This window comes from Micromonospora sp. NBC_00389 (assembly GCF_036059255.1).
GTDB lineage: Bacteria > Actinomycetota > Actinomycetes > Mycobacteriales > Micromonosporaceae > Micromonospora.
On record NZ_CP107947.1, the window covers coordinates 3,778,741 to 3,802,942 of the forward strand.

27 protein-coding genes are annotated in these 24,202 nt (G+C 72.6%); 14 read left to right on the forward strand and 13 right to left on the reverse strand.

Going from position 1 to position 24,202, the window contains the following annotated elements; genetic code table 11:
• The first annotated feature begins 86 nt into the window (after window positions 1-86).
• Genes OG470_RS17880 through OG470_RS17895 form a run of 4 tightly spaced genes read left to right on the forward strand, consistent with a single transcriptional unit; the run spans window position 87 to window position 4,069 of the window.
• Window positions 87-1,133, forward strand: coding sequence for a FecCD family ABC transporter permease (locus tag OG470_RS17880; protein WP_328425745.1), 1,047 nt, complete (start codon window positions 87-89; stop codon window positions 1,131-1,133).
• Window positions 1,130-2,221, forward strand: coding sequence for a FecCD family ABC transporter permease (locus OG470_RS17885; RefSeq protein WP_328425747.1), 1,092 nt, complete (start codon window positions 1,130-1,132; stop codon window positions 2,219-2,221). Before OG470_RS17880 ends, OG470_RS17885 begins: the two co-directional genes overlap by 4 nt.
• 34 nt (window positions 2,222-2,255) lie before the next feature.
• Entirely contained in the window at window positions 2,256-3,122 is an 867-nt protein-coding gene (locus tag OG470_RS17890) for an ABC transporter ATP-binding protein (RefSeq protein ID WP_328425749.1), read from the forward strand.
• Complete coding sequence (locus OG470_RS17895) at window positions 3,122-4,069, forward strand: ABC transporter substrate-binding protein (RefSeq protein WP_328425750.1); 948 nt, start codon at window positions 3,122-3,124, stop codon at window positions 4,067-4,069. The genes OG470_RS17890 and OG470_RS17895 overlap by 1 nt, the downstream gene beginning before the upstream one ends.
• Window positions 4,070-4,314: 245 nt before the next feature.
• Here the strand turns inward: OG470_RS17895 and OG470_RS17900 are convergent, their stop codons facing one another.
• The 6 genes from OG470_RS17900 to trmB all read right to left on the reverse strand — a co-directional run bounded on the left by OG470_RS17900 (window position 4,315) and on the right by trmB (window position 10,799).
• Window positions 4,315-5,130, reverse strand: coding sequence for a hypothetical protein (locus tag OG470_RS17900; RefSeq protein ID WP_328425751.1), 816 nt, complete (start codon window positions 5,128-5,130; stop codon window positions 4,315-4,317).
• A 253-nt stretch (window positions 5,131-5,383) separates the two neighbouring features.
• Window positions 5,384-6,028, reverse strand: a complete 645-nt coding sequence (locus tag OG470_RS17905; RefSeq protein ID WP_328425752.1) for a hypothetical protein — start codon at window positions 6,026-6,028, stop codon at window positions 5,384-5,386.
• Between the two features lie 130 nt (window positions 6,029-6,158).
• Window positions 6,159-6,749, reverse strand: a complete 591-nt coding sequence (locus OG470_RS17910) for a SigE family RNA polymerase sigma factor (RefSeq protein ID WP_328425754.1) — start codon at window positions 6,747-6,749, stop codon at window positions 6,159-6,161.
• Window positions 6,746-7,357, reverse strand: coding sequence for a permease-like cell division protein FtsX (locus tag OG470_RS17915; RefSeq protein ID WP_328425756.1), 612 nt, complete (start codon window positions 7,355-7,357; stop codon window positions 6,746-6,748). The genes OG470_RS17910 and OG470_RS17915 overlap by 4 nt, the downstream gene beginning before the upstream one ends.
• 141 nt (window positions 7,358-7,498) lie before the next feature.
• A complete protein-coding gene (locus tag OG470_RS17920; RefSeq protein WP_328425758.1) occupies window positions 7,499-10,012 on the reverse strand; it encodes a DEAD/DEAH box helicase in 2,514 nt (837 codons plus the stop codon).
• A gap of 88 nt (window positions 10,013-10,100) precedes the next feature.
• Complete coding sequence (gene trmB / locus OG470_RS17925; RefSeq protein WP_328425760.1) at window positions 10,101-10,799, reverse strand: tRNA (guanosine(46)-N7)-methyltransferase TrmB; 699 nt, start codon at window positions 10,797-10,799, stop codon at window positions 10,101-10,103.
• Window positions 10,800-10,929: 130 nt separating this feature from the next.
• Between trmB and OG470_RS17930 the strand changes: the two genes are divergently transcribed.
• Window positions 10,930-11,604, forward strand: coding sequence for a hypothetical protein (locus OG470_RS17930; protein WP_328426435.1), 675 nt, complete (start codon window positions 10,930-10,932; stop codon window positions 11,602-11,604).
• Window positions 11,605-11,611: 7 nt separating this feature from the next.
• On the forward strand, window positions 11,612-12,358 hold the full coding sequence (locus OG470_RS17935; RefSeq protein WP_386991970.1) for a class F sortase: 747 nt from the start codon (window positions 11,612-11,614) through the stop codon (window positions 12,356-12,358).
• 108 nt (window positions 12,359-12,466) lie between these two features.
• On the opposite strand, the gene OG470_RS17940 is transcribed toward OG470_RS17935, so the two are convergent.
• The 3 genes from OG470_RS17940 to OG470_RS17950 are packed head-to-tail and all read right to left on the reverse strand — an operon-like array spanning window position 12,467 to window position 14,571.
• Window positions 12,467-12,784 carry an antibiotic biosynthesis monooxygenase family protein gene (locus tag OG470_RS17940; RefSeq protein WP_328425762.1) on the reverse strand — a complete coding sequence of 106 codons (318 nt, stop codon included), beginning with the start codon at window positions 12,782-12,784 and terminating at the stop codon, window positions 12,467-12,469.
• A 31-nt stretch (window positions 12,785-12,815) separates the two neighbouring features.
• Window positions 12,816-13,613, reverse strand: coding sequence for an exodeoxyribonuclease III (locus OG470_RS17945; RefSeq protein ID WP_328425764.1), 798 nt, complete (start codon window positions 13,611-13,613; stop codon window positions 12,816-12,818).
• A gap of 37 nt (window positions 13,614-13,650) precedes the next feature.
• Complete coding sequence (locus OG470_RS17950; protein ID WP_328425766.1) at window positions 13,651-14,571, reverse strand: proteasome assembly chaperone family protein; 921 nt, start codon at window positions 14,569-14,571, stop codon at window positions 13,651-13,653.
• 421 nt (window positions 14,572-14,992) lie between these two features.
• Here OG470_RS17950 and OG470_RS17955 point away from each other — a divergent pair, with 421 nt between their 5' ends.
• The 3 genes from OG470_RS17955 (at window position 14,993) to OG470_RS17965 (ending at window position 16,927) form a co-directional block, all read left to right on the forward strand.
• Complete coding sequence (locus OG470_RS17955; RefSeq protein WP_328425768.1) at window positions 14,993-15,868, forward strand: peptidase M23; 876 nt, start codon at window positions 14,993-14,995, stop codon at window positions 15,866-15,868.
• 106 nt (window positions 15,869-15,974) lie between these two features.
• Entirely contained in the window at window positions 15,975-16,121 is a 147-nt protein-coding gene (locus OG470_RS17960) for a hypothetical protein (protein ID WP_167493040.1), read from the forward strand.
• Between the two features lie 50 nt (window positions 16,122-16,171).
• Window positions 16,172-16,927, forward strand: coding sequence for an EcsC family protein (locus OG470_RS17965; RefSeq protein ID WP_328425772.1), 756 nt, complete (start codon window positions 16,172-16,174; stop codon window positions 16,925-16,927).
• Between the two features lie 37 nt (window positions 16,928-16,964).
• Here OG470_RS17965 and OG470_RS17970 read toward each other — a convergent pair whose 3' ends face one another.
• Both OG470_RS17970 and OG470_RS17975 read right to left on the reverse strand, forming a co-directional pair.
• The gene (locus tag OG470_RS17970; RefSeq protein WP_328425774.1) at window positions 16,965-17,816 is read right to left on the reverse strand and encodes a GDSL-type esterase/lipase family protein; all 852 of its coding nucleotides are present in this window, start codon (window positions 17,814-17,816) and stop codon (window positions 16,965-16,967) included.
• 189 nt (window positions 17,817-18,005) lie between these two features.
• On the reverse strand, window positions 18,006-18,653 hold the full coding sequence (locus OG470_RS17975; protein ID WP_328425776.1) for an antibiotic biosynthesis monooxygenase: 648 nt from the start codon (window positions 18,651-18,653) through the stop codon (window positions 18,006-18,008).
• 132 nt (window positions 18,654-18,785) lie between these two features.
• Here OG470_RS17975 and OG470_RS17980 point away from each other — a divergent pair, with 132 nt between their 5' ends.
• The 5 genes from OG470_RS17980 (at window position 18,786) to OG470_RS18000 (ending at window position 23,378) form a co-directional block, all read left to right on the forward strand.
• Window positions 18,786-19,049: a DUF6343 family protein gene (locus tag OG470_RS17980; protein WP_328425778.1), complete on the forward strand. Its 264-nt coding sequence runs from the start codon at window positions 18,786-18,788 to the stop codon at window positions 19,047-19,049.
• A 12-nt stretch (window positions 19,050-19,061) separates the two neighbouring features.
• Window positions 19,062-20,474, forward strand: coding sequence for an NADP-dependent succinic semialdehyde dehydrogenase (locus OG470_RS17985; protein ID WP_328425780.1), 1,413 nt, complete (start codon window positions 19,062-19,064; stop codon window positions 20,472-20,474).
• Window positions 20,475-20,547: 73 nt separating this feature from the next.
• Entirely contained in the window at window positions 20,548-21,513 is a 966-nt protein-coding gene (locus OG470_RS17990; RefSeq protein WP_328425782.1) for a TIGR03885 family FMN-dependent LLM class oxidoreductase, read from the forward strand.
• A 36-nt stretch (window positions 21,514-21,549) separates the two neighbouring features.
• The gene (locus OG470_RS17995) at window positions 21,550-23,124 is read left to right on the forward strand and encodes a Na+/H+ antiporter (RefSeq protein ID WP_328425784.1); all 1,575 of its coding nucleotides are present in this window, start codon (window positions 21,550-21,552) and stop codon (window positions 23,122-23,124) included.
• Window positions 23,121-23,378 (forward strand): UBP-type zinc finger domain-containing protein, encoded by a 258-nt coding sequence (locus tag OG470_RS18000; protein ID WP_328425786.1) that lies wholly within the window; start codon window positions 23,121-23,123, stop codon window positions 23,376-23,378. Before OG470_RS17995 ends, OG470_RS18000 begins: the two co-directional genes overlap by 4 nt.
• 48 nt (window positions 23,379-23,426) lie before the next feature.
• Here the strand turns inward: OG470_RS18000 and OG470_RS18005 are convergent, their stop codons facing one another.
• Window positions 23,427-23,960 (reverse strand): GNAT family N-acetyltransferase, encoded by a 534-nt coding sequence (locus OG470_RS18005; RefSeq protein WP_328425788.1) that lies wholly within the window; start codon window positions 23,958-23,960, stop codon window positions 23,427-23,429.
• A gap of 47 nt (window positions 23,961-24,007) precedes the next feature.
• On the reverse strand, window positions 24,008-24,139 hold the full coding sequence (locus OG470_RS18010; protein ID WP_328425790.1) for a hypothetical protein: 132 nt from the start codon (window positions 24,137-24,139) through the stop codon (window positions 24,008-24,010).
• Window positions 24,140-24,202 lie beyond the last annotated feature (63 nt).

Sequence of the window (24,202 nt, forward strand, 5' to 3'; positions counted from 1 at the left end):
CTCCCGGATCGATGACTACGAGTTAGGCGGCCCTCAGCACGTCGGCTAAGGTAAGGCGAACCTAAGCGCGAACATGCAGGAGACTCGTGACCACCCTCGCCATCCGGCCGGCCCCGGCCGGCAAACGGACCGGCACCCGCACCGGCCGCCGGGTGGCCGTCACCGTCGGCGCCGCGCTGGTACTGCTGCTCACCGTGCTGGCCAGCTTCGCTCTGGGCAGCCGGCAACTCGGCGTGGACCAGGTCTGGAACGCCCTCGTCGCGCCGGACGGCGGCGACGCCAGCACCATCGTCCGTGAGATGCGGATGCCACGCACCGCGCTCGGCCTCGCCGTCGGGCTCGCCCTCGCCGTGGCCGGTGTGCTGTTCCAGGCGCTCACCCGCAACCCCCTCGCCGAACCGCGCATCCTCGGCATCAGCGCCGGTGCGTCGTTCGGCGTGGTGCTGGCCATCTCCGTCTTCGGCGTCGGCACCCTCGCCGGGTACGTCTGGTTCGGCATCGCCGGGGCGCTGCTCGCCGGAGTGCTGGTCTTCGCCATCGCCGCCCGGGCCCGCGAGGGCGCCAGCCCAGTCACCCTCGCGCTGGTCGGCGCTGCCCTCGACGCCAGCCTCGCCTCCGGGGTGTACGCGCTGCTCAGCATCGACACCCGCACGTTCGAGGAGTACCGGTTCTGGGTGGTCGGTGGTCTGGCCGGCCGGGACCTGGGGGTCACCGCGCAGGTGTTGCCGTTCGTCCTCGCCGGGCTGGTGCTGGCCGTCCTGGTGGCCCGAGGCCTCGACGCGCTGGCCCTCGGCGACGACGTGGCCCGCGGTCTCGGCAACCGGGTCGGCCTGGTCCGCCTCGGCGGTGGCCTCGCCGCCGTGCTGCTGACCGGAGCCGCGGTGGCCGCAGCCGGGCCGATCGCCTTCGTCGGGCTGGCCGTGCCGCACCTGGCGCGCGCCCTGGTCGGCGCGGACCACCGCTGGACCCTTGCCGTCTCCGCCCTGCTCGGGCCGGCGCTGCTGCTCGGCGCCGACGTCGTCGGCCGGCTCGTCGCCCCGCCCGGCGAGATACCGGCCGGGATCATCACCGCCCTGATCGGCGCGCCGCTGCTGGCCGTGCTGGTCCGCCGCGCCCGGGTGGTGACCGCATGACCACCATCGACCGCCCGTCCGACCTCTCGACCATCGGCTCCGACACGTCGCCCGGCGCGCGACTGCCCGGGCGGTCGCTGCTGCGGATCGGCCCGGTCAGCCTGCAGATCCGCCGCCGTGCGGTGCTGGTGGCCGCCACGCTGACCGTGCTGCTCCTGGTGGCCGTGGTGCTCAGCCTCTCCCTGGGCACCCCGTACGTCGCCCCGGCCGACGTGCTGCGCGCGCTCTCCGGCGCCGGCACCCCGTACGACCTGGTCGTCTTTGATCTGCGGTTGCCCCGGATCATGCTGGCCGCGGTGGCCGGCGCGGCCTTCGGCGTGGCCGGCACGCTGATCCAGAGCGTGGCGCGCAACCCGCTGGCCAGCCCGGACGTCATCGGCATCACCCAGGGTGCCGGGCTCGCCGCGACCGTGGCGTTGACCAGCGGGGCGGCCGCCGTGCTGGTGGCCCCCACCGCGCTGGTGGGCGGGCTGCTCGCCGCGGTGCTGCTGTTCGCCCTCGGTGCCCGGCACGGGCTGGCCGCGCAGCGGTTCGTGCTCGCCGGGGTGGCGGTCGCCTTCGCCTTCCGGGCGCTGACCGAGGTGGTCATGCTCACCGCCGACCCGATCGACGGGCTGCGCGCGCAGATCTGGCTGATCGGCACCCTGGCCGGCAAGGGCTGGACCGAGGCCGCCTGGATCGGCGGCACGCTGCTGGTGCTGCTGCCGGTGCTCGCCTGGGCCGGTTGGGCACTGAACAGCACCGCGCTGGACGACGACACCGCACGCGGGGCCGGGCTGCGCCCGGTCGCGCGCCGGATCGGGCTCGCCGGCACCGGCGTGCTCGTCGCCGCGATGGTCACCGCCCAGGTCGGCGCCGTCGACTTCGTGGCCCTGGTCGCCCCCCAGGTGGCCCGGCGGCTGGTCCGGGCCGAACGACCGCCGCTGGTCTGCGCCGCGCTGCTCGGCGCGCTGCTGCTGGTGCTTGCCGACCTGGCCGGCCGGCGACTGATCGCGCCCACCCAACTCCCGGCCGGCGTGCTGACCGCCGCGATCGGCGGGCCGTACCTGATCTTCCTGCTGCTGCGTGGACGGCGGCGGTCCTCGTGACCGTCACCCGCCCCGGCCCCTTGAAGGAGTCGTGATGCTCTCCACCCGCGACCTGGTCGTCGGCTACGACGAGCGGACCGTGCTCGACGGGCTCGACCTCGACCTGCCGACGGACGCGTTCACCGTGATCGTCGGTCCGAACGCGTGCGGCAAGTCCACCCTGCTGCGGACCATGGCCCGACTGCTCACCCCCCGCCGCGGCACGGTGCTGCTCGACGGCAGCGCCATCCGCGACCTGCCGACCCGGGAGGTGGCCCGCCGTCTCGGCGTACTGCCGCAGAGCCCGCTGGTGCCCGAGGGCGTCACCGTGGCCGACCTGGTCGGGCGCGGTCGGCAGCCCTACCAGCGGTGGTGGCAGCAGTGGTCGGCGGAGGACGGCGCGGCGGTCGACCAGGCGATGGCCCTGGCCGACGTGGCCAGCCTGGCCGACCGGCCGGTGGACAGCCTCTCCGGCGGCCAGCGACAGCGGGTGTGGATCGCCATGACGCTGGCCCAGGACACCGACGCCCTGCTGCTGGACGAGCCGACCACCTTCCTCGACCTGGCCCACCAGGTGGAGGTGCTGGACCTGCTGCACCGGCTGCGCGTCGAGCGGGGCCGCACCGTGGTGGCCGTGCTGCACGACCTGAACCAGGCCGCCCGCTACGCCGACCACCTGGTCGCGATGCGCGCCGGCACGGTGGTGGCCGCCGGACCGCCCCGGGAGATCCTCACCGCGGACCTGGTCCGCGACGTCTTCGGGCTGGCCTGCGTGGTCGTGCCCTGCCCGGTGACCGGAGCACCGCTGGTGGTGCCCGCCCAGACCGGCGGCACCACCGCCCGCCCGGTCACCCCCTCCGCCACATCCACCGACGACGCGAGCATCCCGCTCGCCGGCTCGTACCCCTCGAAAGGACTCTGATGCGTCGTCTCGTCGCCGCCCTCACCGCGGCCGCCGCCCTCGGCGTCGGACTCACCGCCTGCGGTGAGAGCGACCCGGTCGCCGGCTCCACCGCCGGGGAGACCCGGGAGATCACCCACGTCATGGGCACCACCAAGGTCCCGGCGGAGCCCAAGCGCGTCGTCGTGCTCGACACAGACAAGATCGACACGGCGCTCACACTGGGCATCACGCCGGTCGGCGCCGCCACCGCCGGTGAGGCCAAGGGCTGGCCGACCTACTTCAGCGCGGACAAGCTCGCCAGCATCAAGGAGGTCGGGGTGCTCACCGAGCCCGACCTGGAGGCGATCAACGCGCTGAAGCCGGACCTCATCCTCGGCAGCAAGTTCCGCCAGGAGAAGTTCTACGACGAGCTGGCCGCCATCGCGCCGACCGTGTTCACCGACAAGGTCGGTATCACCTGGAAGGAGAACTTCCTCCTCGATGGCAAGGCGCTCGGCCACGAGCAGCAGGCCAAGGATCTGCTCGCCACGTACGAGAAGCGGGCCAAGGACTTCGGCGCGACGCTCGGCGACGCCGCCACCCGCAAGGTGTCGATCGTGCGGTTCCTCCCCGGCAACATCCGGGTGTACGGCCCGGAGTCGTTCTCCGGCATCGTCATCGGCGACACCGGCCTGGGCCGCCCCGAGCGGCAGTTGCTCGCCAACAAGGAGGACAAGCGCTTCGACCTGGTCAGCCCCGAGCGGATCAACGAGGTCGACGGTGACGTCATCTTCGTGACCGCGTACGGCGACAAGGCCGCCGCCGAGCAGGCCAAGACGACCGCCGGCACCCTCTGGAAGGGCCTCGGCGCCGTCAAGGCCGGCAAGGCGTACCCGGTCGCCGACGAGGTCTGGATGACCGGCATCGGCGTAGGCGCCGCCAACAAGATCCTCGACGACCTGACCAAGTACCTCCCCGCCGCCTAACCGCGCCGCGCGCACCGCGCCGCGTCCCGCCGACAGCCCGCACCCGCTCCGCGCGTGCGGGCTGTCGGCGCCTGGACCCCCATGATCGTGCTCGATCCAGGATGTAGTGGTCTCCCTCTCCTGGGAGGCCACTACATCCATGTTCAAGCACGATCATGGGGTCCAGGGGGAGCGGGAGCGCGCCCGCAGGGCGGCCCGGACCTCGGCGAGGAAGCCGTCGAAGTCCTCCCGGAGGCGCTTGCCGGTCACGTGCAGCACGATCCACTCGCCACCGAGCAGCCGGTTGAGCCGTCGACGGTCCCGGTGGAACTGCTCGGGATCGTCGTGCCAGAGCCCGTCGTACTCCACCGCGACCTTGAACGCCGGCCAGGCCAGGTCAAGCCGGGCCACGAACCGGCCCTGGTCGGCGACGACCCACGTGTCTGCGGCCTGGGCAGCCCGGCGAGCACCAGCCGCACCCGGGTGCGGGACTCCTGGGGCGACTCGGCGCCCGCGTCGGCCAGGTCAACCGCGAGCAGCAGGGACCGCCAGCCCCGCTGACCGGCCCGGGCCAGCGCATATTCGCGCAACGTCGACACGTCGGTGAGCCGCCGAGCCAGCAGGGCGTCGATGACGACCACCGCTTCCACCAGGTCGAGCCAGCGGGCGAGGTCCCAGCAGGTCCGCGCCGGGCCGGTCACCCTGACCCCCGCCCGTTCCACCACGTCGCCGAGGTCGATCTCCCCATGGTGGACCTGGAGGCCGGCGGTCGGCCCGATCCGGCTGTCCTTGGGCACCAGCACGTCAACGGGCGCGGCCCGGGACGGTGTTGGGCAGCCGTACAGGGCCGCTGCGGCCCGCCCGGCGATGGCCGCACCCGGCGGGATCAGCCAGCGTCCGACGGCGGCACACCTGGCACGGTGGGTGACCCTCAGCCGCGAATCGGCGTAGACGTCCCGGAAGAGTGGCCGCCACGCGGCGCTGCGCAGGTCGTTGCGGGTCAGCAGGCCGCGCGAGACGGCGACGGAGCCACGGAAGATCCGACCGCGCAGTTGTGGCGGCCGGCGGGGAGCTTTCGGCATGACATCCAGGCTGACCGATCACCATCGGGCCACGCAGTCCCTGTGGATAACCCGCCCACGCCTCGGCGCCGGGCACACGCCGCCGCCATGATCGCGCCCGAACATGGATGTAGTGGCCTCCCGGGGAGAGGAGACCACTACATCCTGGATCGAGCACGATCTTGGCGGGCGGCGGGCGGCGGGCGGCGGGCGGCGGGCGGCGGGCGGCGGGCGGGTTAGGCGGGGCGGGGGATGGGTGGGTTAGGTGGGCGGGTTAGGCGGCGGTGGACCAGATGGCGCGGAAGGCGGCGGCTTCGCCGGCCAGCCAGCGTTCGATCTGGTCGGGCTTGGCGTCGGTGGGCATGCGGTGGGCCTGGCCGCGCCGGACGTCGACCAGGACCGGCTCGGCGTGCGGCAGCACCGCGTCCATGTGTCGGGCCATCAGGTGCAGGGTGGCGAGCACCGACTCCTCACTCGGCGGGGTCTCGTCGAAGTGCAGGCGGACGGCCTCGGCCCGGCCGTCGGCGTGGCGTACCCCGAAATGGGGGTTGATCTTGACGGGTAGGTCGCCCAGCATGGCCAGGGCGTCGCGGGTCTGGGCCAGGTCGACGGCGGCCGGATCGCCGAGGGAGTGCAGCCAGGCGGTCGCGCCGGGCACCAGCGCCTGGTAGAGCGGGCGCCAGCGCGGCTTGACCACGTCGACCACGCCGGTGAGGTGGGTGCCGCCGGTGTGGAAGGCGATGTCGGCCTTGAGTGCCTTGACGAACTGGCCGTGCGGGTTGAAGCCGGAGCGGCTGGCTCGCTGCTTGCGCAGGCCGCCAACGAAGGTCGCCTTGGTGGGGCCGGTGCGGTCGACGTAGCGGGTGAAGCCGAGCAGGGTGGCGTAGGGGGTGAGGGGCGTGGAGGCGGGCGCGGTCACGGGCGTCCTCCCAGGTCAGGAACTCGATTAGTACATACATTCTAATCGACGGGTCTGACATCGCCCAGCGAAAACGGGGGTCCGGAAGACGCGACAAAGGGGGCCGCCGGGTGCCCGGGCGAGCCCCCGGTCAGATCCGTACGAAGCCCTCGCCCAGCACCGCCCGCAGCCGACTCAGGGCACGGGCATTCTGTGTCTTGACCACCGACACGGACACGTCGAGGGTGCTGGCCACGGCTTCGACGCTCTGATCCTCCCAGTGGCGGAGCACCACGATGGCCTGGTCGCGGATGGGCAGGGTGGCCAGGGCCCGCAACAGGGCGACGTGCAGCTCCACGGTGTCGTCGGCTGATGGGTGCGGAGCCTCGGGTAGCTCGGCGAGCACGAGTTCGGAGTCGCTACGCCGCCTCTTCTGGTCGAAGACGGCGTTCATCAGGACGCGACGGCTGTACGCCTCGAGATTCGTGGTGCCCCGGATCCTGCCCCACCTCGCATACATCTTCGCGAAGGTGATCTGGGTCAGGTCCTGTGCGAGGTGCCAGTCGCGGCACATCAGATAGGCGGTACGTCGCAGCCTCGGCGCGGTGGCCTCGACGAACGCGGTGAACTCCGCCTGCCGGGCGGTCTGCTCGCGCCGCCGGGCCGTGCCCAGTCGGGCCAGCAGACCGTGTCGGGGCTCCTGGGGTGATCCCGCGAGGGGGGTGGTCCGGGGATCCGTCATCCGTTGGCCGCCGAGGCGTTCGTGCCGGCAGGGCATTCGCTGCCGACGATCTCGTCGACCCCGGGCATGGCACCGACGCGGGCGGTCAGGCTCGCGTACGGTGATCGACCGGTCAGCTTGATCCGGAACGACTCCGGTAGCTGGGTGGCCTTGACGGCGGCGACGAGCTCCGGCGCGTCCTCGAACATCTTCCGGTAGTTGGCGAGGGCCTCTTCGCGGGTTTCGTGGTCCACGCTCCGGACTGCCGGATCTGCGTCCAGCACGCGGTTCACCGCGCTGCGCTGCTGATCGGTGACGTCGTCGGTGAGGAAGATCGAAACATCGGTCGCGGTGTCCCGGGCCGGCCACTCGCACACCGGGTTCAACAGCATCGCGAGCCCCGCTGGCACCGCCGTCGGCGGCACCGAACGGTCCGGCGGTGTCGCCACGTTCACCACCCCCAACGCCACGATGGTGGCCACGCCCGCCACACCTGCCGCCATCAGCCGATGTCGGCGGCGCCGCAGGCTGGTGCCGGTCGCCATGGCGTGGTCGGCCAGGGCTCCCGGCGGGGGCTCGGGCTCGTCGGCCATGGCGCGGTCGAAGAGCACGCGCAGGTTCTGGTCCAAGGTTCACTCCCGTGGTCCGGTGGACTCCCACCTGTGATGACTGGTTGGGACACCGGATCGGTGACATCGAGGAACAGAATCCAGGTCGGAGGATGCGAAAGGGGGCCGCCCGAGCCGGGCGACCCCCCATGAAAAGACGCGTCAGAGCTGGCCGACGTCGGTGACCCGGATGGCCGCGGCGCCGATCTCGTCCGAGGCGGCCAGGTCGATCTCGGCGCTGATGCCCCAGTCGTGGTCGCCGTCGGGGTCGTCGAAGATCTGTCGGACGGTCCACCGCTCCCGGCCCTGCTCGATCATGAGCAGCGCCGGGCCGCGCGCGTCCGGCCCAACGCCGATCGAGTCGTACGCCTCGAAGTACGGCCGCAACGCGTCGGCCCACGCGTCGTAGTCCCAGCCGTCGCCGGCGTCCAGCTCGGCGAGCAGGTCCCAGCGGCGCAGCGCGGCCAGCTCGACCCGGCGGAACAGCGCGTTGCGCACCAGCACCCGGAACGCCCGCGCGTTGCGGGTCACCGCCGGTGGCCGGTCGGTCAGCGAGGCGTGCGCCTGGGCCACCTCGGCCACGTCGGACGGGTTGCGCAGTCGCTCCCACTCGTCGATCAGGCTGGAGTCGACCTGGCGGACCAGCTCGCCCAGCCACTCGATGAGGTCGATCAGTTCCTCGGTCTTGGCGTCCTCGGGCACGGTCTGCCGCAGCGTCTTGTACGCGTCGGCCAGGTAGCGCAGCACCAGCCCTTCCGAGCGGGTCAGCCCGTAGAACTGCACGTACTCGGTGAAGGTCATGGCCCGCTCGTACATGTCGCGGACCACGGCCTTGGGGGAGAGCTGGTGGTCGGCGACCCAGGGGTGCCCCTGCCGGTACATCTCGTATGCGGCCTCCAGCAGCTCCGCGAGCGGCTTCGGGTGGGTCACCTCGTCGAGCAGCTCCAGGCGGGCCTCGTACTCGATGCCCTCGGCCTTCATCGCGGCGACCGCCTCGCCGCGGGCCTTGAACTGCTGGGCGGAGAGGATCTGTCGGGGGTCGTCGAGGATCGACTCGATCACCGAGAGGACGTCCAGGGCGTACGACGGGGACTCGGCGTCGAGCAGCTCGATGGTGGCCAGTGCCAGCGGGGAGAGCGGCTGGTTGAGCGCGAAGTCGAGCTGGAGGTCGACGGTGAGCCGGATCCGCCGGCCGGTCTCGTCCGGCTCGCGCAGTTCCTCGACCACGCCGCCGGCGCGCAGCGCGCGGTAGATGGCGATCGCCCGGCGGATGTGCCGGCGCCGGGCGGCGGCGTCCTCGTGGTTGTCGGTGAGCAGGTGCCGCATCGCGAGGAACGCGTCCCCGGGCCGGCCGATCACGTTGAGCAGCATCGAGTGGCTGACCTGGAAGCTGGAGGTCAGCGGCTCGGGCTCGGCGTCGACCAGCCGGTCGAAGGTGGGCTGACCCCACCCGATCGAGCCCTCCGGCGGCTTCTTGCGGACCACCTTGCGCCGCTTCTTCGGGTCGTCGCCGGCCTTGGCGAGGGCCTTCTCGTTGTCGATGACGTGCTCGGGGGCCTGCACCACGACCCGGCCGATGGTGTCGTAGCCGGCCCGGCCGGCCCGCCCGGCGATCTGGTGGAACTCCCGGTTCTTGAGCAGCCGGGTGCGGACCCCGTCGTACTTGGACAGGCCGGTGAACAGCACGGTGCGGATCGGCACGTTGATGCCCACGCCGAGGGTGTCGGTGCCGCAGATGACCTTGAGTAGGCCGGCCTGCGCGAGGGTCTCGACGAGCCGGCGGTACTTGGGCAGCATGCCGGCATGGTGGACGCCGATGCCGTGCCGGACCAGCCGGGACAGCGTCTTACCGAAGCCGGCGGTGAACCGGAAGCCGCCGATCGCCTCCGCGATCATGTCCTTCTCGGCACGGGTGCAGACGTTGACGCTCATCAGCGCCTGGGCGCGCTCCAGCGCGGCGGCCTGGGTGAAGTGCACCACGTACACCGGGGCCTGCTTGGTCTCCAGCAGCTCTTCAAGCGTCTCGTGCAGCGGCGTCATCGCGTACGAGAAGATCAGCGGGACCGGCCGCTCGGCCGAGCGGACGACGGCGGTCGGCCGGCCGGTGCGCCGGGTCAGGTCGTCGACGAACCGGGTGGTGTCCCCCAGGGTGGCTGACATCAGGATGAACTGGGCCTGCGGCAGCTCGATGATCGGCACCTGCCAGGCCCAGCCCCGGTCGGGCTCGGCGTAGAAGTGGAACTCGTCCATGATCACCTGGCCGACGTCGGCCTGGTCACCCTCGCGCAGCGCCAGGTTGGCCAGGATCTCCGCGGTGCAGCAGATGATCGGGGCGTCGGCGTTGACGCTGGCGTCGCCGGTCAGCATGCCGACGTTCTCGGCGCCGAAGACCTCGCAGAGGGCGAAGAACTTCTCCGACACCAGCGCCTTGATCGGGGCGGTGTAGAAGGTCGTCCGGCTGTCTGCGAGCGCCGCGAAGTGCGCGGCGACCGCCACCAGGCTCTTGCCCGAGCCGGTGGGCGTGTTCATGATCAGGTTGGCGCCGGAGACGATCTCGATGACCGCCTCCTCCTGATGGGGGTAGAGGTCGAGGCCGCGCTCCTTCGCCCAGCTGGCGAACGCGTCGAAGAGGGTGTCGGGGTCGGCGCTTGTCGGCAGCGCGGCGGTGAGCGTCATAGCGTGTCCATGGTGCCTGGATCATGCCCCCGGGCGCCAACCCGCAGTCCTTTGGATCGCCGTCCGGGCGCGGTGGACGCCCGGATGGTCACCGTCGGCGGTAGATCAGGTCGGCCACCGGCCGGCCGGCCGTGAGCGCCCGCCGTTCGAACTTGGTCACCGGGCGGTGCGCCGGACGTGGCGCGAACCCGCCGTACGCGTCCACCAGCCCCGGGTCCGCGTCCAGGGTGTGCCGCATCGCCTCGGCGTACTCGGCCCAGTCGGTGGCGCAGTGCAGCGTGCCGCCCGGCGTCAGCCGGGAGCGCAGCAGCGCCACGTGCGACGGCTGGATGATCCGCCGCTTGTGGTGGCGGGACTTCGGCCACGGGTCCGGGAAGAAGATGTGCACGGCGTCCAGGACACCCTCGGGCAGGCCGCTGACCAGGTCCAACGCGTCGCCCTGGGCCACCCGCACGTTGCTCAGGCCGCCGCGCTCCACCAGGTCGAGCAGGTTCGCAATTCCCGGCGTGTGCACCTCGACCGCCAGATAATCTCGATCCGGGTCAGCGGCGGCCATCGCGGCGGTGCTGTCCCCCATGCCCGAGCCGATCTCCAACACCACCGGCGCCCGGCGGCCGAACAGGTCGGCCAGATCGACGGGTCCGTCCGGGACGTCCAGGCCGTAGGCGGGCCAGAGACGGTCCAGCGCGTCGGTCTGCCGCCCGCTCATCCGGCCCCGTCGGGGGTGGAAGGTGCGGATCGGCCGGCTCGCGGGCGGGGCGGCGGGGTCATGGTCGGTGGTGGTCACAGCGACCCGAGCGTACGCGACGCTGTCGGCGGATCGGATGTGATGTGCGACCGGGAATGAGAGGATCCATCTGGTACGGCAGACCGGGCGGTCCGCTGCTCGGCTCGGCCGCACGGCGTCGAGAGGGGGCATCGTGACAGTGACCCGCGGCGGCGTGACCCTGTCGGTGGTGACCGTGCTCGCCGGCCCCCTGCTGGCCGCCGCTCCCGCGCACGCCGCACCTCTTGCGCCCGCCGTGTCCGCTTCCCTTGCGCCTGCCGCCCTCACGCACGCGGTGCCCCGGTCCGCCGCGGCCGGCCCTGTCGCCCTCGCGTTCGCCGCGCCCGCCCCCGGCACGCCCCAGCCCGGCCCGCCGGGTGGTGCGCCGCAGCCGGGGCCAGTGGTGGACGTCTTCGTCGAGGTGAGCCCCAGCACGGTGCAGCCCGGCTACCTGGTCGGCATCCGGGCCAGTTGCCGGGACAACTCGGTCGGCGCCACCGTGGTCTCCGACGCCTTCGGCGCGGTCGGCGTGCAGCCGCAGCGTGGGGTGCTCACCGCCGCCCCGATGGTCCGCGAGCGCACCCGCCCGGGCAACTACCGGGTCAAGCTGGAGTGCCGCGACGGCGAGACCGCCTCGACGATGCTGCAGGTGGTCAAGAAGATCCAGCCCAGTCGAGGGCCGGCCACCGGCTTCGGCGCCGACGAGGGCGGGATGACCGGCAAGCTGCTGGTGCCCGGAGGCGCGGCGCTGACCATCGCCGGGCTGATCCTCGCCGTGGTGGCCCTGCGTCGGCCGCGTACCGTCCGCGGCGCCGCCCGCCACTGAGCCCGCCATGGAGATCTTCCGCCCCTCGCAGCCGCCCGGTGACGCACGCCCGCCCGCTGATCGCCCGTCGGTGACCGAGCGCCCGCCGGTGGCCGCCCGACCGCCGACCGCCGTCGCGCCCCGGCGCAGCCGGGCACCCGGCCGCAGCCCCTGGTCCCTGCCGGTGGCCGTGGTGCTGGTGCTGGCCGGCGTCTTCGCCACCGGGGCGGGGCTCGGCCGCTCGGTCGGCCCGCTCGACTGGGCCCCGGCCGGCGGTGACCGGCCGCCCCGCAGCGAGTCGGTCGGGTTGTCGGCCAGCCGCCCGGTGCGCCTCTCGGTACCGGCGATCAAGGTCGCCGCGCCGGTGGCGCCGGTCGGGCAGGCCCGGGACGGCTCGATCGCCGTACCGCCGCTGGAGCGGCACAACGAGACCGGCTGGTACGACCGCGGGCCCACGCCCGGCGAGCCCGGCCCGGCGGTGATCGTCGGGCATGTGGACACCAAGAGCGGCCCGTCGGTCTTCTACGACCTGGGCATGCTCAAGCCCGGCGACCTGATCGAGGTGTCCCGGGCGGACAAATCGGTGGTGGTGTTCAAGGTCGACACCGTCGAGCACTTCCCGAAGGACCAACTGCCCGCCGAGCGGATCTACGGCCACGACGGCCCGCCGGTGTTACGGCTGATCACCTGCGGAGGCCAGTTCATCGGCGGCCGCACCGGCTACGCCGACAACGTGATCGCCTTCGCCACCCTGCAGAGCTCCCGCAACCCCTGACCTCACGCCGTTCGCCGAGGTGATCGACACGAGATCGGCGATGTTGGGGTATCGCGCCGGCCTGGACACCCCGATATCCCCGACCCGGACCCGAGAGGGCTGGGATAGCTACGGCTGCGGGACGTGGAGGGCCACCTCGAACTCCAGCAGCGTCGCGCCGGAGGCGACCGGGGGGCGGGGCTTTTCGCCGGGGGCGGCGGCGTGGGCGGCGCGGGACGGGCCGGCGGCCCAGGCCTGGTACGCCTCTTCGGTCTCCCAGCGGGTGTAGACGAAGTAGCGGGTCTCGCCGGCCACCGGCCGGAGCAGCTCGAAGCCGAGGAAGCCGGGGGAGTTCTCCACCGTTCCGGCTCGGGCGGCGAACCGCTTCTCCAGCTCCGCGCCCGCGCCTTCCGGGACGTCGATTGCGTTGATCTTCACGACTGCCATCTGCCCACCCTAGCCGCCGTCCGGGGTGGGCTCAGAACGCCTCGACCACGGGTACCAGATCGGCGTCGACCACGATCGGGGCGTGATCGGAGGGGCCCTTGCCCTTGCGGGCCTCCCGGTCCACGTACGCCGAGCGGACCGCGCGGGTGAACGGCGCGGAGGCGTACACCAGGTCGATTCTCATGCCCTTGTTCTGGTGGAACATTCCGGCCCGGTAGTCCCAGTAGGTGAAGGGGTGGGGGCCCTTCATCGGGGTCGGCACCACGTCGCTGAGCCCCAGGTCGCGCAGGGCCGCGAGGGCCGCCCGCTCGGCCGGGGTGACGTGCGTGGAGTGGGTGAAGACCGCTGGGTCCCAGACGTCGGCGTCGGTCGGGGCGACGTTGAAGTCGCCGCAGACAGCCAGCGGCAGCCCACCGGCCAGCTCGGCGTCCAGCGCGTCCCGCAGCGCCGCGAACCAGGCCAGCTTGTACGCGTAGTGCGGGTCGTCCGGCGTCCGGCCGTTGGGCACGTACACCGACCAGACCCGCACCCCGTCGCAGGTGGCGGAGATGGCCCGGGCCTCGGGCTCGGGAAAGCCGGGCTCACCGGCGAACCCGACCCGGACGTCGGCCAGGCCGACCCGGGACAGGATGGCCACGCCGTTCCACCGGCCGTCGCTGTGGCTGGCCACGGTGTAACCAAGCTCGCCCACCTCGGCCACCGGGAAGGCGCCGTCCGGGCATTTGGTCTCCTGCAGGCAGACCACGTCCGGCCCGGTGCCGGCCAGCCACTCCAGCAGCCGGGGCAGCCGGGCCTTCACCGAGTTCACGTTCCAGGTCGCCAGGCGCATGTCCCCAGCCTGCCGCATCCGCCCCCGTGACGCCCGGTCAGCTGCCCGGGGTGTCGCCGGGACGGGTCTGTTCGGCCAGGAACCGTTCCAACTCCGCGCCGAGTTCGTCGGCGGTGGGCAGCGGGCCGGCGTCCGGGGCGAGCAGGCTCTTCTCGCCGCGTCCCCGGGAGAACGCGTCGTACTGCTCCTCCAGGGCCTGGACCAGGGCGGCTGCGTCCTCGGTCTGGGCGACCTGCCGGTCGATCTCCACCCGGACCACCTCGGCGGCCGAGCGCAGCCCGTCGCCGGGCAGCAGCAGCCCGGTGCTGCGCGACACCGAGGTGAGCAGCACCTCGGCGGCGGCCGGGTACTCGGTCTGCGCCACATAGTGCGGCACGTGAGCGGAGAAGCCGAGCGCGTCGCGGCCCTGCTCGCCGAGACGGAACTCGAGCAGGTGACCGACGCTGCCGGGCACCTGGACCCGTTGCAGCCAGGGCTCGTACCCGCCGATCAGCTCGGGCCGGGTGGCGTGCGCGGTGACCCCGGTCGGCCGGGTGTGCGGCACCGCCATCGGGATCGAGTTGAGCCCCACGGTGAGGCGGACGTCCAGCCGGGCGGCGAGCCCGGCGACGGCGGCCACGAAGCGCTCCCACTGCAGGTCCGGCTCGGGGCCGGTGAGCAGCAGGAACGGAGTCTCGTCGTCGTCGTGCAGCAGGTGCAGCTCCAGCTTGGGCGCGTCGATGCTCTCCCAGTGGTCCTCGACGAAGGTCATCACCGGCCGCCGCGAGCGGTAGTCGAAGAGTTGGTCCACGTCGAAGGTGGCGATCGGCCGGCTCTCCAACGAGGTGAGCAACTGCTCGCGGGCCAGCCGGCTGGCGTTGCCGGCGTCCACGAACCCGGTGAGGGCCTGGATCAGGACCGGTTGCCCGAGGTCGGGCAGATCGTCGGTGAGCTCGTAGAGCTCGTGTGGGTCGAGCACCGGTGCGGACCTCCCTGGAATGTGCCTACGGGATACCGACGCAACGGACGGCACCCGGTTCGGGCAACGTACCCGCCATCCTGGTGCATTCCTGCGGCGGGCAATTCGTCGCCCGTCTGATGGGCAGGACTGGACTAATCACCTGATTACCCCGCCAGGTCGGCCCTCGTGGGCCGATCGGCTGAGGGCGGTTCGGCCCAAAGGCCGAGTTTGTCGATCATGTCGTTTGGCGGGGCCGGATGTCCGCTCCTGTCGCCGACCGTGCCGGCCTGCGTGCCGCGCCAGCTTCACCCGGTACGCGAGGTTCGTTCCCCGGGCGGGTCGAGCCGTCCCGCTCGTCCACCAGGGCACCCCCATTCTGTGGCGAGCGCCACATGATCACCGTGCGTGATCGGGGTTTCCCCCTGCCTAGCCTCGGCTGATGCGTGACGACGGAACCCTCGACGACCCGTACGCCCCGAGCAGCCCCACTACCGGTACGGAGGATGGCACCTCATCCGAACGGACAACCGCCGCGAGTCGGCTTCGGGGTTACGCCCGGGACCTGACCGGTCGACGCCGGGCCCAGGTGGCTCTCGCCACCGGCGTGGTCTGCTGCCTCGGCCTGGCCGCTGTCGCGCAGGTCCGCCACGAGACCGCCGACGGGGCGCCCCGGGTCGATTCGCTCGCCAACAGCTCGGAGCTGCTCCAGCGCGCCGACCAGCAGCGCGCCTCCCGTGACCTCGAGCGCGTCGCCTCCTCGAGCACCCCCTCCGCTACCCCCTCCGGCACCCCCTCCGCCGCCGCGACCTCCGCCGACCCGGACACCACCCCGAAGGCCCGCAAGACCGCGCCGGCGCTCCCGACCGACCCGGCGCCTGTCGCCGGGCTGGACGAGGACCAGATGGAGAACGCCGAGGCGATCGTCCGTACCGGCCGCAAGATGGGTGTCGCCCGCCGTGGCCTGGTGATCGCGGTGGCCACCGCCATGCAGGAGAGCAACCTCTACAACGTGGCCAGCGGCGTGCTGCCCGAGTCGCAGGACTACCCGCACCAGGGTGTCGGCTGGGACCACGACTCGGTCGGGCTGTTCCAGCAGCGCTCCAGCAGCGGCTGGGGCCCGGTCAGCGGGCTGATGGACCCCGAGTTCGCCACCCGGCAGTTCCTCACCGCGCTGGAGCAGGTGCCCGGCTGGCAGCAGATGCGGCTCACCGACGCCGCCCAGGCGGTGCAGGTCTCCGCGTACCCCGAGCACTACCAGCAGCACGAGTGGCGGGCCACCAGGGTCGTCGAAGCCATCGTGCCGTCCGGGCGGTAACCTGTCGACCACTGTGGACTGTCGCGGTTGAGCCTGTCGCGTCCCGGGTACATCCGTTGCGGGTTCGGGGTACACATGACAGAGGGATCACCGACAGGAGGACGTTATGTCACTAATGCAGCGGATCAGCGCATTTCTGAAATCGCCGAAGGGGCAACAGTTGGTCGACCGGGGCCGGCGCGAGATGGCCAAGCCCGGCAACCAGCAGAAGCTCAAGGGGTTGGCGGCCCGGCTGTCCAACCGCCGCCGCTGACCCTTCCACCGGCCGTCCTGCCCGCCGTACCGACCCCCTGGGGAGACCCGGTGACCGACACCCCACCCGTCGGCGGCCCGCCCGCCGCACCCACCCCCCAACCGTCCGCCGGCCTGCCGGCCGGGCCGGCGGACGCTCCCGAGGGCCCGCCGGCCCGACTCTGGGACCGGATGCGTGACGATCCGCAGTACGCCCCGGAGCACCTCGCCCTGGAGGCGGTCCGCCGGCTCGCCCCGGAGGCCGCGCAGTGGGCCAGCCGGGCCCGGGCCGATCAGCCCGGTGTCTCGGCCGATGCCCTGGCCGACCAGGCGGCCCGCAAGTTCGTCAACCTGGCCCGCCTCTCCGGTGCGGTCTCCGGCGCGGCCGGGCTGCCCGGCGCCGTGCTCGACGTGGGCGTGCTGGCCTGGACCCAGGCGCGGATGGTGCTGCACATCGCCGCCGCCTACGACGTCGACCCGCTGCACACCGACCGGGCCACCGACCTGCTGGTGCTCCAGCGGGTGCACAAGGTCGCCGAGAGCGCCCGGCTGGCGCTCGGGGTAGCCGCCGGCCGGGAACGCGCCGACGCGCTCTTCGGCCTGGGCGGGCGCCAGCGCCCGCTCGGCCACGTCATGCTGAAGCTGGGCGTCCGGCTGGCCCAGATGGCCGGCGTCCGGGCGGCCAAGCGGATGGTCGCCAAGATCGTGCCAGGTGCCGCGATCGTGCTCGGCACCTGGGCCAACTCGTCGGCCACCAAGGAGTTGGCGGCGCGCTCCCGGGCTCTCTACCGCCCGCGCAGCACCGTGCCGGAACCCCGCCACCCCTGACCGGCACCCCGCGATCGTCCGAGGGCGTGGGGGCCGGTCAGTCGGCCAGGCCGGAGGAGCGCCAGGTGACGTCGGCGAGCCGGCCCTGCCCGGTGACGTTGGGATGGAACCAGTCCAGCGGGTTCAACATGTCGAGCGTGAACCGGACCTTGTGCACCGCGCCGCCGTCGTGCCGGCAGCGCGAGCCGTACGCCCGACACGCGGCCACCAACTGGGCGTTGTACGCGTCGATCCGGTCCCGGACGGCGGCCCGGCGGGCCCGGTCGGCGGGCGCCGTCGAGGTCGCCTCGGCCAGCAGGGCCGGGCAGACGCCCCGCCGCCAGGCGCGTACCGCCCGGGAGTCGCCGTGCCCGACCTCCCAGAGCCGGTTCAGGTCGGGGATGCTCACCACCAGCACCCGGGCCTTCGGCCGGCCGGTCCGCAGCACCCGCAGGCCCCGGTCGACGTCGGCCCGGAACTGCGCCACCGGTGTCATCGCGTCCACCCCGCCCCGGCAGACGTCGTTGGCGCCGATCAGCACGGTGACGTCGTCGGCGCGGTCGCGTACCGCTGCCTTCGCCTGGCCCTCCAGCGCGTCGGCGCGGGCACCCGGCCGGGCGTGGTTGTACGTCCGGCCGCGGATCGCGGAGTCCTGGTCGAGTAGCCGCCGGTAGTGGCTCCGCACCCGCAGGCCGTCCCCGGTGGACCAGGAGTTGCGCTCGCAGGAGGTAAGCACCAGGCAGGAGGCGAAGCCGGTGCTGATCGAGTCGCCCAGCGCGGCGATGCCACCCGGCCCGCCGGGCTGCGGGGTGCCCTTGGTCGGGCGGGGTGTCGCCGAGGTGCCGCCCTCGCAGGCCAGCGCGAGCAGCGCCGCGAGACAGGCCAGGGCGGCGACCCAGCGTCGAGGCATGACATCCCCCGTCTTCGCAGCACAGAGCGACAGCGCGGTAACTCTATGCGCAGGACGTGGTTTGTCGGGAAGTTGCTGTCGGGTATGCGGCAGAGCGTCGGTATGGCCGCCTCGGGCGTGCTACGGCGCGTCTGACCATCTGTCTGAATGAGCGTGATACCTGTGAGTCATCAATATGCCTCACAGGTATCACGCTCCTTTGTGCATGCCGCCCGGGCGCCTGGCGGGACGGCTGGATGATCGCCGCCACGTCGACGCGGGCCATGGCTGGCCGTGCAGCCACCAGTGCAGCGCCCGGGTGATCCCGGGCAGCACCAGGTAGGTCATCAGCGGAGTCAGGCAGAGCGTCATCAGCAGCACCCGAGCCGCCAGCGGCACGTCGGCGAGAAACCGGGTGGTCAGCAGGGTGGCGGTGAGACTCAGTGGGAAGAACGCCAGCCAGATGGTCACCGCCTGCTTCCATCTCGGCGGCGACGCCGGCGGGATCGGCTCGACCGGGTCCACCCAGTGCTCCAGCGGCGGGTCGAACCAGCCCTCGATCCCGGTGCGCCGCTCGACCCGGGTGTGCTCGACGATGCCCTGCGCCGAGCTGAGCCACCAGTGCCGCTGCGGCGACTCCTCCCACCGGTGCAGCGTCTCGGCGTCGGCGAAGCGGTAGAGCATGTGCCAATCCGCCGAGCCCGGACCGCTCTGCACCCAGCCGGCGCCGAGGAACCCGGGAAACGCCTCGGCCAGCGCCGTGCCGGCCCGCATCCAGGCCACCATCTCGCTGGCCCGGGCCGGATCGGCGCGCCGGGCGATGGCGACGGTCACCGGCACGGTCTGGGTCATGGGCATGCGTCCATCCTGCGGTCGGCGGGGCCGTGGGGCGAACGGGTGTAACCGAGCACACCGGCGCACCCCGGTGGCGCGACCGACCGGGGTGCCCGGGGCCGGTTAACACTGGCGATCTGGGGTAGGTCGGGGGGTATGACGAGATCGCAGCCCCGGCGTGCCCGCGGCACGGTCGGCCACGCGAACAGCGCGCTCAACCTCCGACTCACCCTCGCCGGCTTCGGGTTGGTGATCATGGCGCTCTTCGCGGTGTTGGCGTTCTGGGCCGGCATCGCCTGGCTCGGCGTGGTCTGCGCGATCTTCGCCGTGGTCGCCGTGGTCGACCTGGTCGTGATCCAGCGCCGCCGCGCCGCCCGCCACCGCGAGGAGCCGGGCGTCAAGCACTCGCTGTTCGAGTGACAGGAGGACGAGATGCCCATCGCCACCACCAACCCCGCCACCGGACAGGTGCTCAAGACCTACGAGGCGATGTCCACCGAGCAGCTCGACGCCGCCATCGAGCGCACCGACCTCGCGCACCAGCAGCTTCGCGAGACCACCGTCGGCCAGCGCGCCCGCTGGATGAACGCCGCGGCCGACCTGCTGGAGGCCGACCGGGACGAGATCGCCCGGATCATGACCACGGAGATGGGCAAGACGTACATCGCGGCGCAGGCCGAGGTGACCAAGTGCGCCTCCGCCTGCCGGTTCTACGCCGACCAGGCGCCGTCGTTCCTCGCCGACGAGCCGGCCGACGCCACGGCGGTCAAGGCGACCCGGGCGTTCATCCGCTACCAGCCGATCGGTGCGGTGCTCGCGGTGATGCCGTGGAACTTCCCGCTCTGGCAGGTGATCCGCTTCGCCGCACCGGCACTGATGGCCGGCAACACCGGCCTGCTCAAGCACGCCTCGAACGTGCCGCAGACCGCGATGCTGTTGGAGGACGTGTTCCGTCGGGCCGGCTTCCCGGAGGGGGCGTTCACCGCCGTGCTGGTCGGTTCGGACGCCGTCGACCGGATCCTCAGCGACCCCCGGGTACGCGCCGCCACGCTCACCGGCAGCGAGCGCGCCGGCCGTTCCATCGCCCAGGTCGCCGGCCGGGAGCTGAAGAAGACCGTGCTGGAGCTGGGTGGCAGCGACCCGTTCGTGGTGATGCCCTCGGCCGACGTGGACCGGGCCGCCGAGGTGGCCACCACCGCCCGCTGCCAGAACAACGGTCAGTCCTGCATCGCCGCCAAGCGGTTCATCGTGCACACCGACGTGTTCGACGCCTTCGCGGAGAAGTTCGCCGCGAACATGGCGGCGCTGCGGGTCGGCGACCCGATGGACCCGGACACCGACGTGGGGCCGTTGGCCAGCCAGGGCGGTCGCGACGAGGTGCACGCCCAGGTGCGCGACGCCGTGGACAACGGCGCGACCGTGCTCTGCGGCGGCGAACTGCCGCCCGGTGACGGCTGGTTCTACCCACCGACGGTGGTCACCGACCTCACGCCGCAGATGCGGATGTGGAGCGAGGAGGTCTTCGGCCCGGTCGCCGGCCTGTACCGGGTGTCGTCGTACGAGGAGGCGATCGAGGTGGCCAACGGCACCGCGTTCGGGCTCGGCTCGAACGCCTGGACCCGGGACCCGGCCGAGCAGGAGCGCTTCGCCACCGACCTGGACGCCGGCAACGTCTTCATCAACGGGATGACCACCTCCTTCCCGGAGCTGCCGTTCGGCGGCGTGAAGAACTCCGGTTACGGCCGGGAGTTGTCCGCGCTGGGCATGCGGGAGTTCTGCAACACCAAGACGGTCTGGGTGGGCGAGGGCGCCGCGTCGGCCGGCGCCGGCGCGCACGCCGAGTAACCGGCGCGGACCGGGCGGCCGGAGCGGGGCGGGGCGGTTCAACCGGACGCCGTCGTGGGTAGGAAGTGCGCCCATGACGGTGTTCGGGTTTCACGCGTCCCATGAGCAGATCCACCCCCGTGCCCTGCTGGAGGCGGTGATGCACGCCGAGCGGGCCGGCTTCGACGCCGCCATGTGCTCGGATCACTTCTCCCCGTGGAGCGTCCGGCAGGGCGAATCGGGCTTCGCCTGGTCCTGGCTGGGTGCCGCGCTGCAGGCCACTGGCATGTCGTTCGGCGTGGTCAACGCCCCTGGCCAGCGCTACCACCCGGCGATCATCGCGCAGGCCATCGGCACGCTCGGCGCGATGTACGCGGGCCGGTTCTGGGCCGCGCTGGGTACCGGTGAGGCCAGCAACGAGCACATCACCGGTGATCCATGGCCACGCAAGGACGTCCGCGCGGCGCGGCTGCGCGAGTGCGTGGACGTGATCCGGGCGCTGCTGGCCGGCGAGGAGGTCAGCCACGACGGCCTGGTCCGGGTGGACCGGGCCCGGCTGTGGACCCGCCCCGAGGAGCCACCGGCGCTGGTCGGTGCCGCGGTCAGCGTGGCCACCGCCCGCTGGTGCGCCGAGTGGGCGGACGGGCTGATCACCGTGAACGCGCCGGTGGCGCACCTCCGCGAGATGATCGACGCGTACCGGGACGCTGGCGGGCGCGGGCCACTGCACCTGCAGGTGCACGTCAGTTGGGCGCCGGAGCAGGCACAGGCCGAAGCAATCGCGTACGACCAGTGGCGCAGCAACGTCTTCGCCCCGCCGGTCTGCTGGGATCTGGAGACCGCCGAGCACTTCGACATGGTCTCGGCCGACGTGCCGGCCCAGCGGGTCGCCGAGGTGGTGAACGTCTCGGCCGACCTCGGCCGGCACGTCGGCTGGCTGGAGGAGTACCTGGAGCTCGGCTTCGACCAGATCGCCCTGCACCACGTCGGGCAGGAGCAGCGAGGGTTCATCGACGCGTTCGGCGCCGAGGTGCTGCCGAAGCTGCGCCCGGGCGGCTGAGCGGGGTCCGGCCCCCGGACCCCTAGGCTCGTACCCATGGAGAGCCTGTTTCCGGTCGTCGTCTTCCTGGCGATCGCCACCCTGGGCGCGGCGCTGGCCCGCCGGCTCGGCCTGCTCGCGCCGATCCTGCTGGTCGTACTCGGTCTGGCGCTCTCCTTCGTGCCGGGCTTCCCGCAGGTCCGGCTCGACCCGGAGCTGGTGCTGGTCGGCATCCTGCCGCCGCTGCTCTACGTCGCCGCGCTGGAAACCTCGGTGCCGGCGTTCAAGAACAACATCCGGCCGATCCTGCTGCTCGCCGTCGGCCTGGTGCTGTTCACCGCGTTCGTGGTCGGGCTCGTGCTGCACCTGCTGCTGCCGCAGGTGCCGTTCGCGATCTGCCTGGCCCTCGGCGCGGTGGTCGCCCCGCCGGACGCGGTGGCCGCCACGGCGGTCGCCCGGCGGGTCGGCCTACCCCGTCGGGTGGTCACCATCCTGGAGGGGGAGAGCCTGGTCAACGACGCCACCGCGCTGGTGCTGCTGCGGGTCGCGACGCTGGCCACCATCGGCTCGGCGGTCGGCACCGCCGAGGTCGCCATCGAGGTGCTGCGGGCCACCGGCGGCGGCATCCTGATCGGCGCCCTCGGTGCGGTGATCTTCGGCTTCCTACACCGGCGGATCAACGACCCACTGCTGGACAACGCGCTGTCGTTGATCATCCCGTTCGCGGTGGTGTTCGCCGCCGAGGCCGTGCACTCCTCCGGCGTGGTCGCGGTGGTGGTCACCGGGCTGGCACTCGGCCACAAGCTGCCCCAGTTGCTGTCGGCGGCCTCCCGGTTGCAGGTCGGGGCGTTCTGGCGACTGGCCCGGTTCCTGCTGGAAGGGCTGGTGTTCCTCCTGGTCGGCCTCCAACTGCGGGAGGTGCTGCGGGACCTCGACGAGCCGATCGGCTCGCTCATCACGATCACCCTCGCGGTGCTCGCCACGGTCTTCCTCACCCGGTTCGTCTGGCTCTTCCCGGCCACCTACCTGGCCCGGCTGGTGCCCCGGATCCGCCGCCGGGACGAGACCCCGTCGCCGAAGTTCCCGATCATCATCGGCTGGGCCGGGATGCGTGGCGTGGTGACCCTGGCCGCCGCGCTGGCCCTGCCGCTGACCCTGGCCGACGACGCGCCCTACCCCCGGGCGCTGTTCATCTGGCTGGCCTTCGCGGTGATCGTGGTCACCCTGGTCGGCCAGGGGGCCACGCTGCCGCTGGTCGCCCGCCGGCTGAAGCTGCCGCAGGACGACCCGGTGCAGGACGCGCTGTCGGCCGCCGGGGTGCAGCAGCAGGCCAGCCGGGCCGCCCGGGACCGCCTCGACGCGCTGGCCGCCGACGCACCGGCGGCGGTGGTGGACCGGCTGCGCCGGGCGCTGGACGACCGCACGAACCTGGCCTGGGAACGGCTCGGTGGCGCCGAGCGGGAGACCCCGTCCCAGGCGTACGGTCGGCTCCGACAAGAGATGATCGACGCCGAGCGGGACGTCTTCCGGGCTGCCCGGGACGCCGGTCGGATCCCCGAGGAGGTGCTGGTGCGGGCCTATCGTGACCTGGACCTGGAAGAGTCGTTGCTGCGGCAGGAGGTCGAGAAGTGAGCTGTCAGCACCTGACCGAGGCCGGCGCCGTGGAGTCGGGCACCACCGAGGAATGCCCGGACTGCGTCGCCATCGGAGACGCCGACTGGGTGCACCTGCGAGCCTGCCTGACCTGCGGGCACGTCGGCTGCTGCGACTCGTCACCGAACCAGCACGCGACGAAGCACTTCGAGTCCACCGGCCACCCGGTGATCCAGTCGGTGCAGCCCGGCGAGACCTGGCGCTGGTGCTACGTCGACGAAGAGATCGGCTGACGGGCCGACGACTGGAGGCGGCCCGGCCGTCAGCGTCGGGACGATTGCTCAGCCGAGCCGACGGACGAGGAGCTGCCCGGGCCACGGGTCGCGTCCCGGTCGCGCGACAGTGAACGAGTCGGTGGCGGTGAAGCCGCAGCGCTCATAGAAGCGGACCAGCGCCCGATCGTCGCCGCCGTAGCAGTCCACCCGGAGCAGCCCCAGCCCCCGCGACCGGGCCAGTTCCGCGGCGTGCTCCAGCAGCCGCGCCCCGATCCCCAGGCCGGCGTGCTCCCGGTCGGTGACCAGCAGCCGCACGTAGAGTTCCGGCTCGGTGGCCGGGGGCACGTAGTCGCTGGCGGCGCCGACCACCAGGGTGCCGACCGGGCGGTCGTCGCGCATCGCCAGGTGCAGGCCGCCGCCCGAGGCCCAGCCGTCGGCCTGGGCGATCCGGCGTGGATCCGTCGACGCCGGCTCGGTGCCCCACTGACCGGTCCGGCCGCGCGCCGCCAGCCAGGCGGTAGCGCCGTCGAGCAGCCGCAGCACGGTCGCGGCGTCGTCGGGACCACCGGGGCGAATGGTGATGCTCTGCTGATCCGTCACGCCCACCATGCTGCTACACCCCGGGCGAGTGGCCAACGCCCACCGGGTCAGCGCCGGGATGACCAGGCGGCCGCCTCGACCGCGAGGGCGTTGGTGGGATCGTTCAGCACCCCGCTGGCGCGCATCGTGGTGACGATCCTGTTCTGGCTGACCGGTGCAACCGTCGGGCAGGTGTCCATCGGATGACCGCCAGCGGCCCGAGGCCCCCGCTGGTGGCCGCCCACAGCGGACGGCCACCAGGA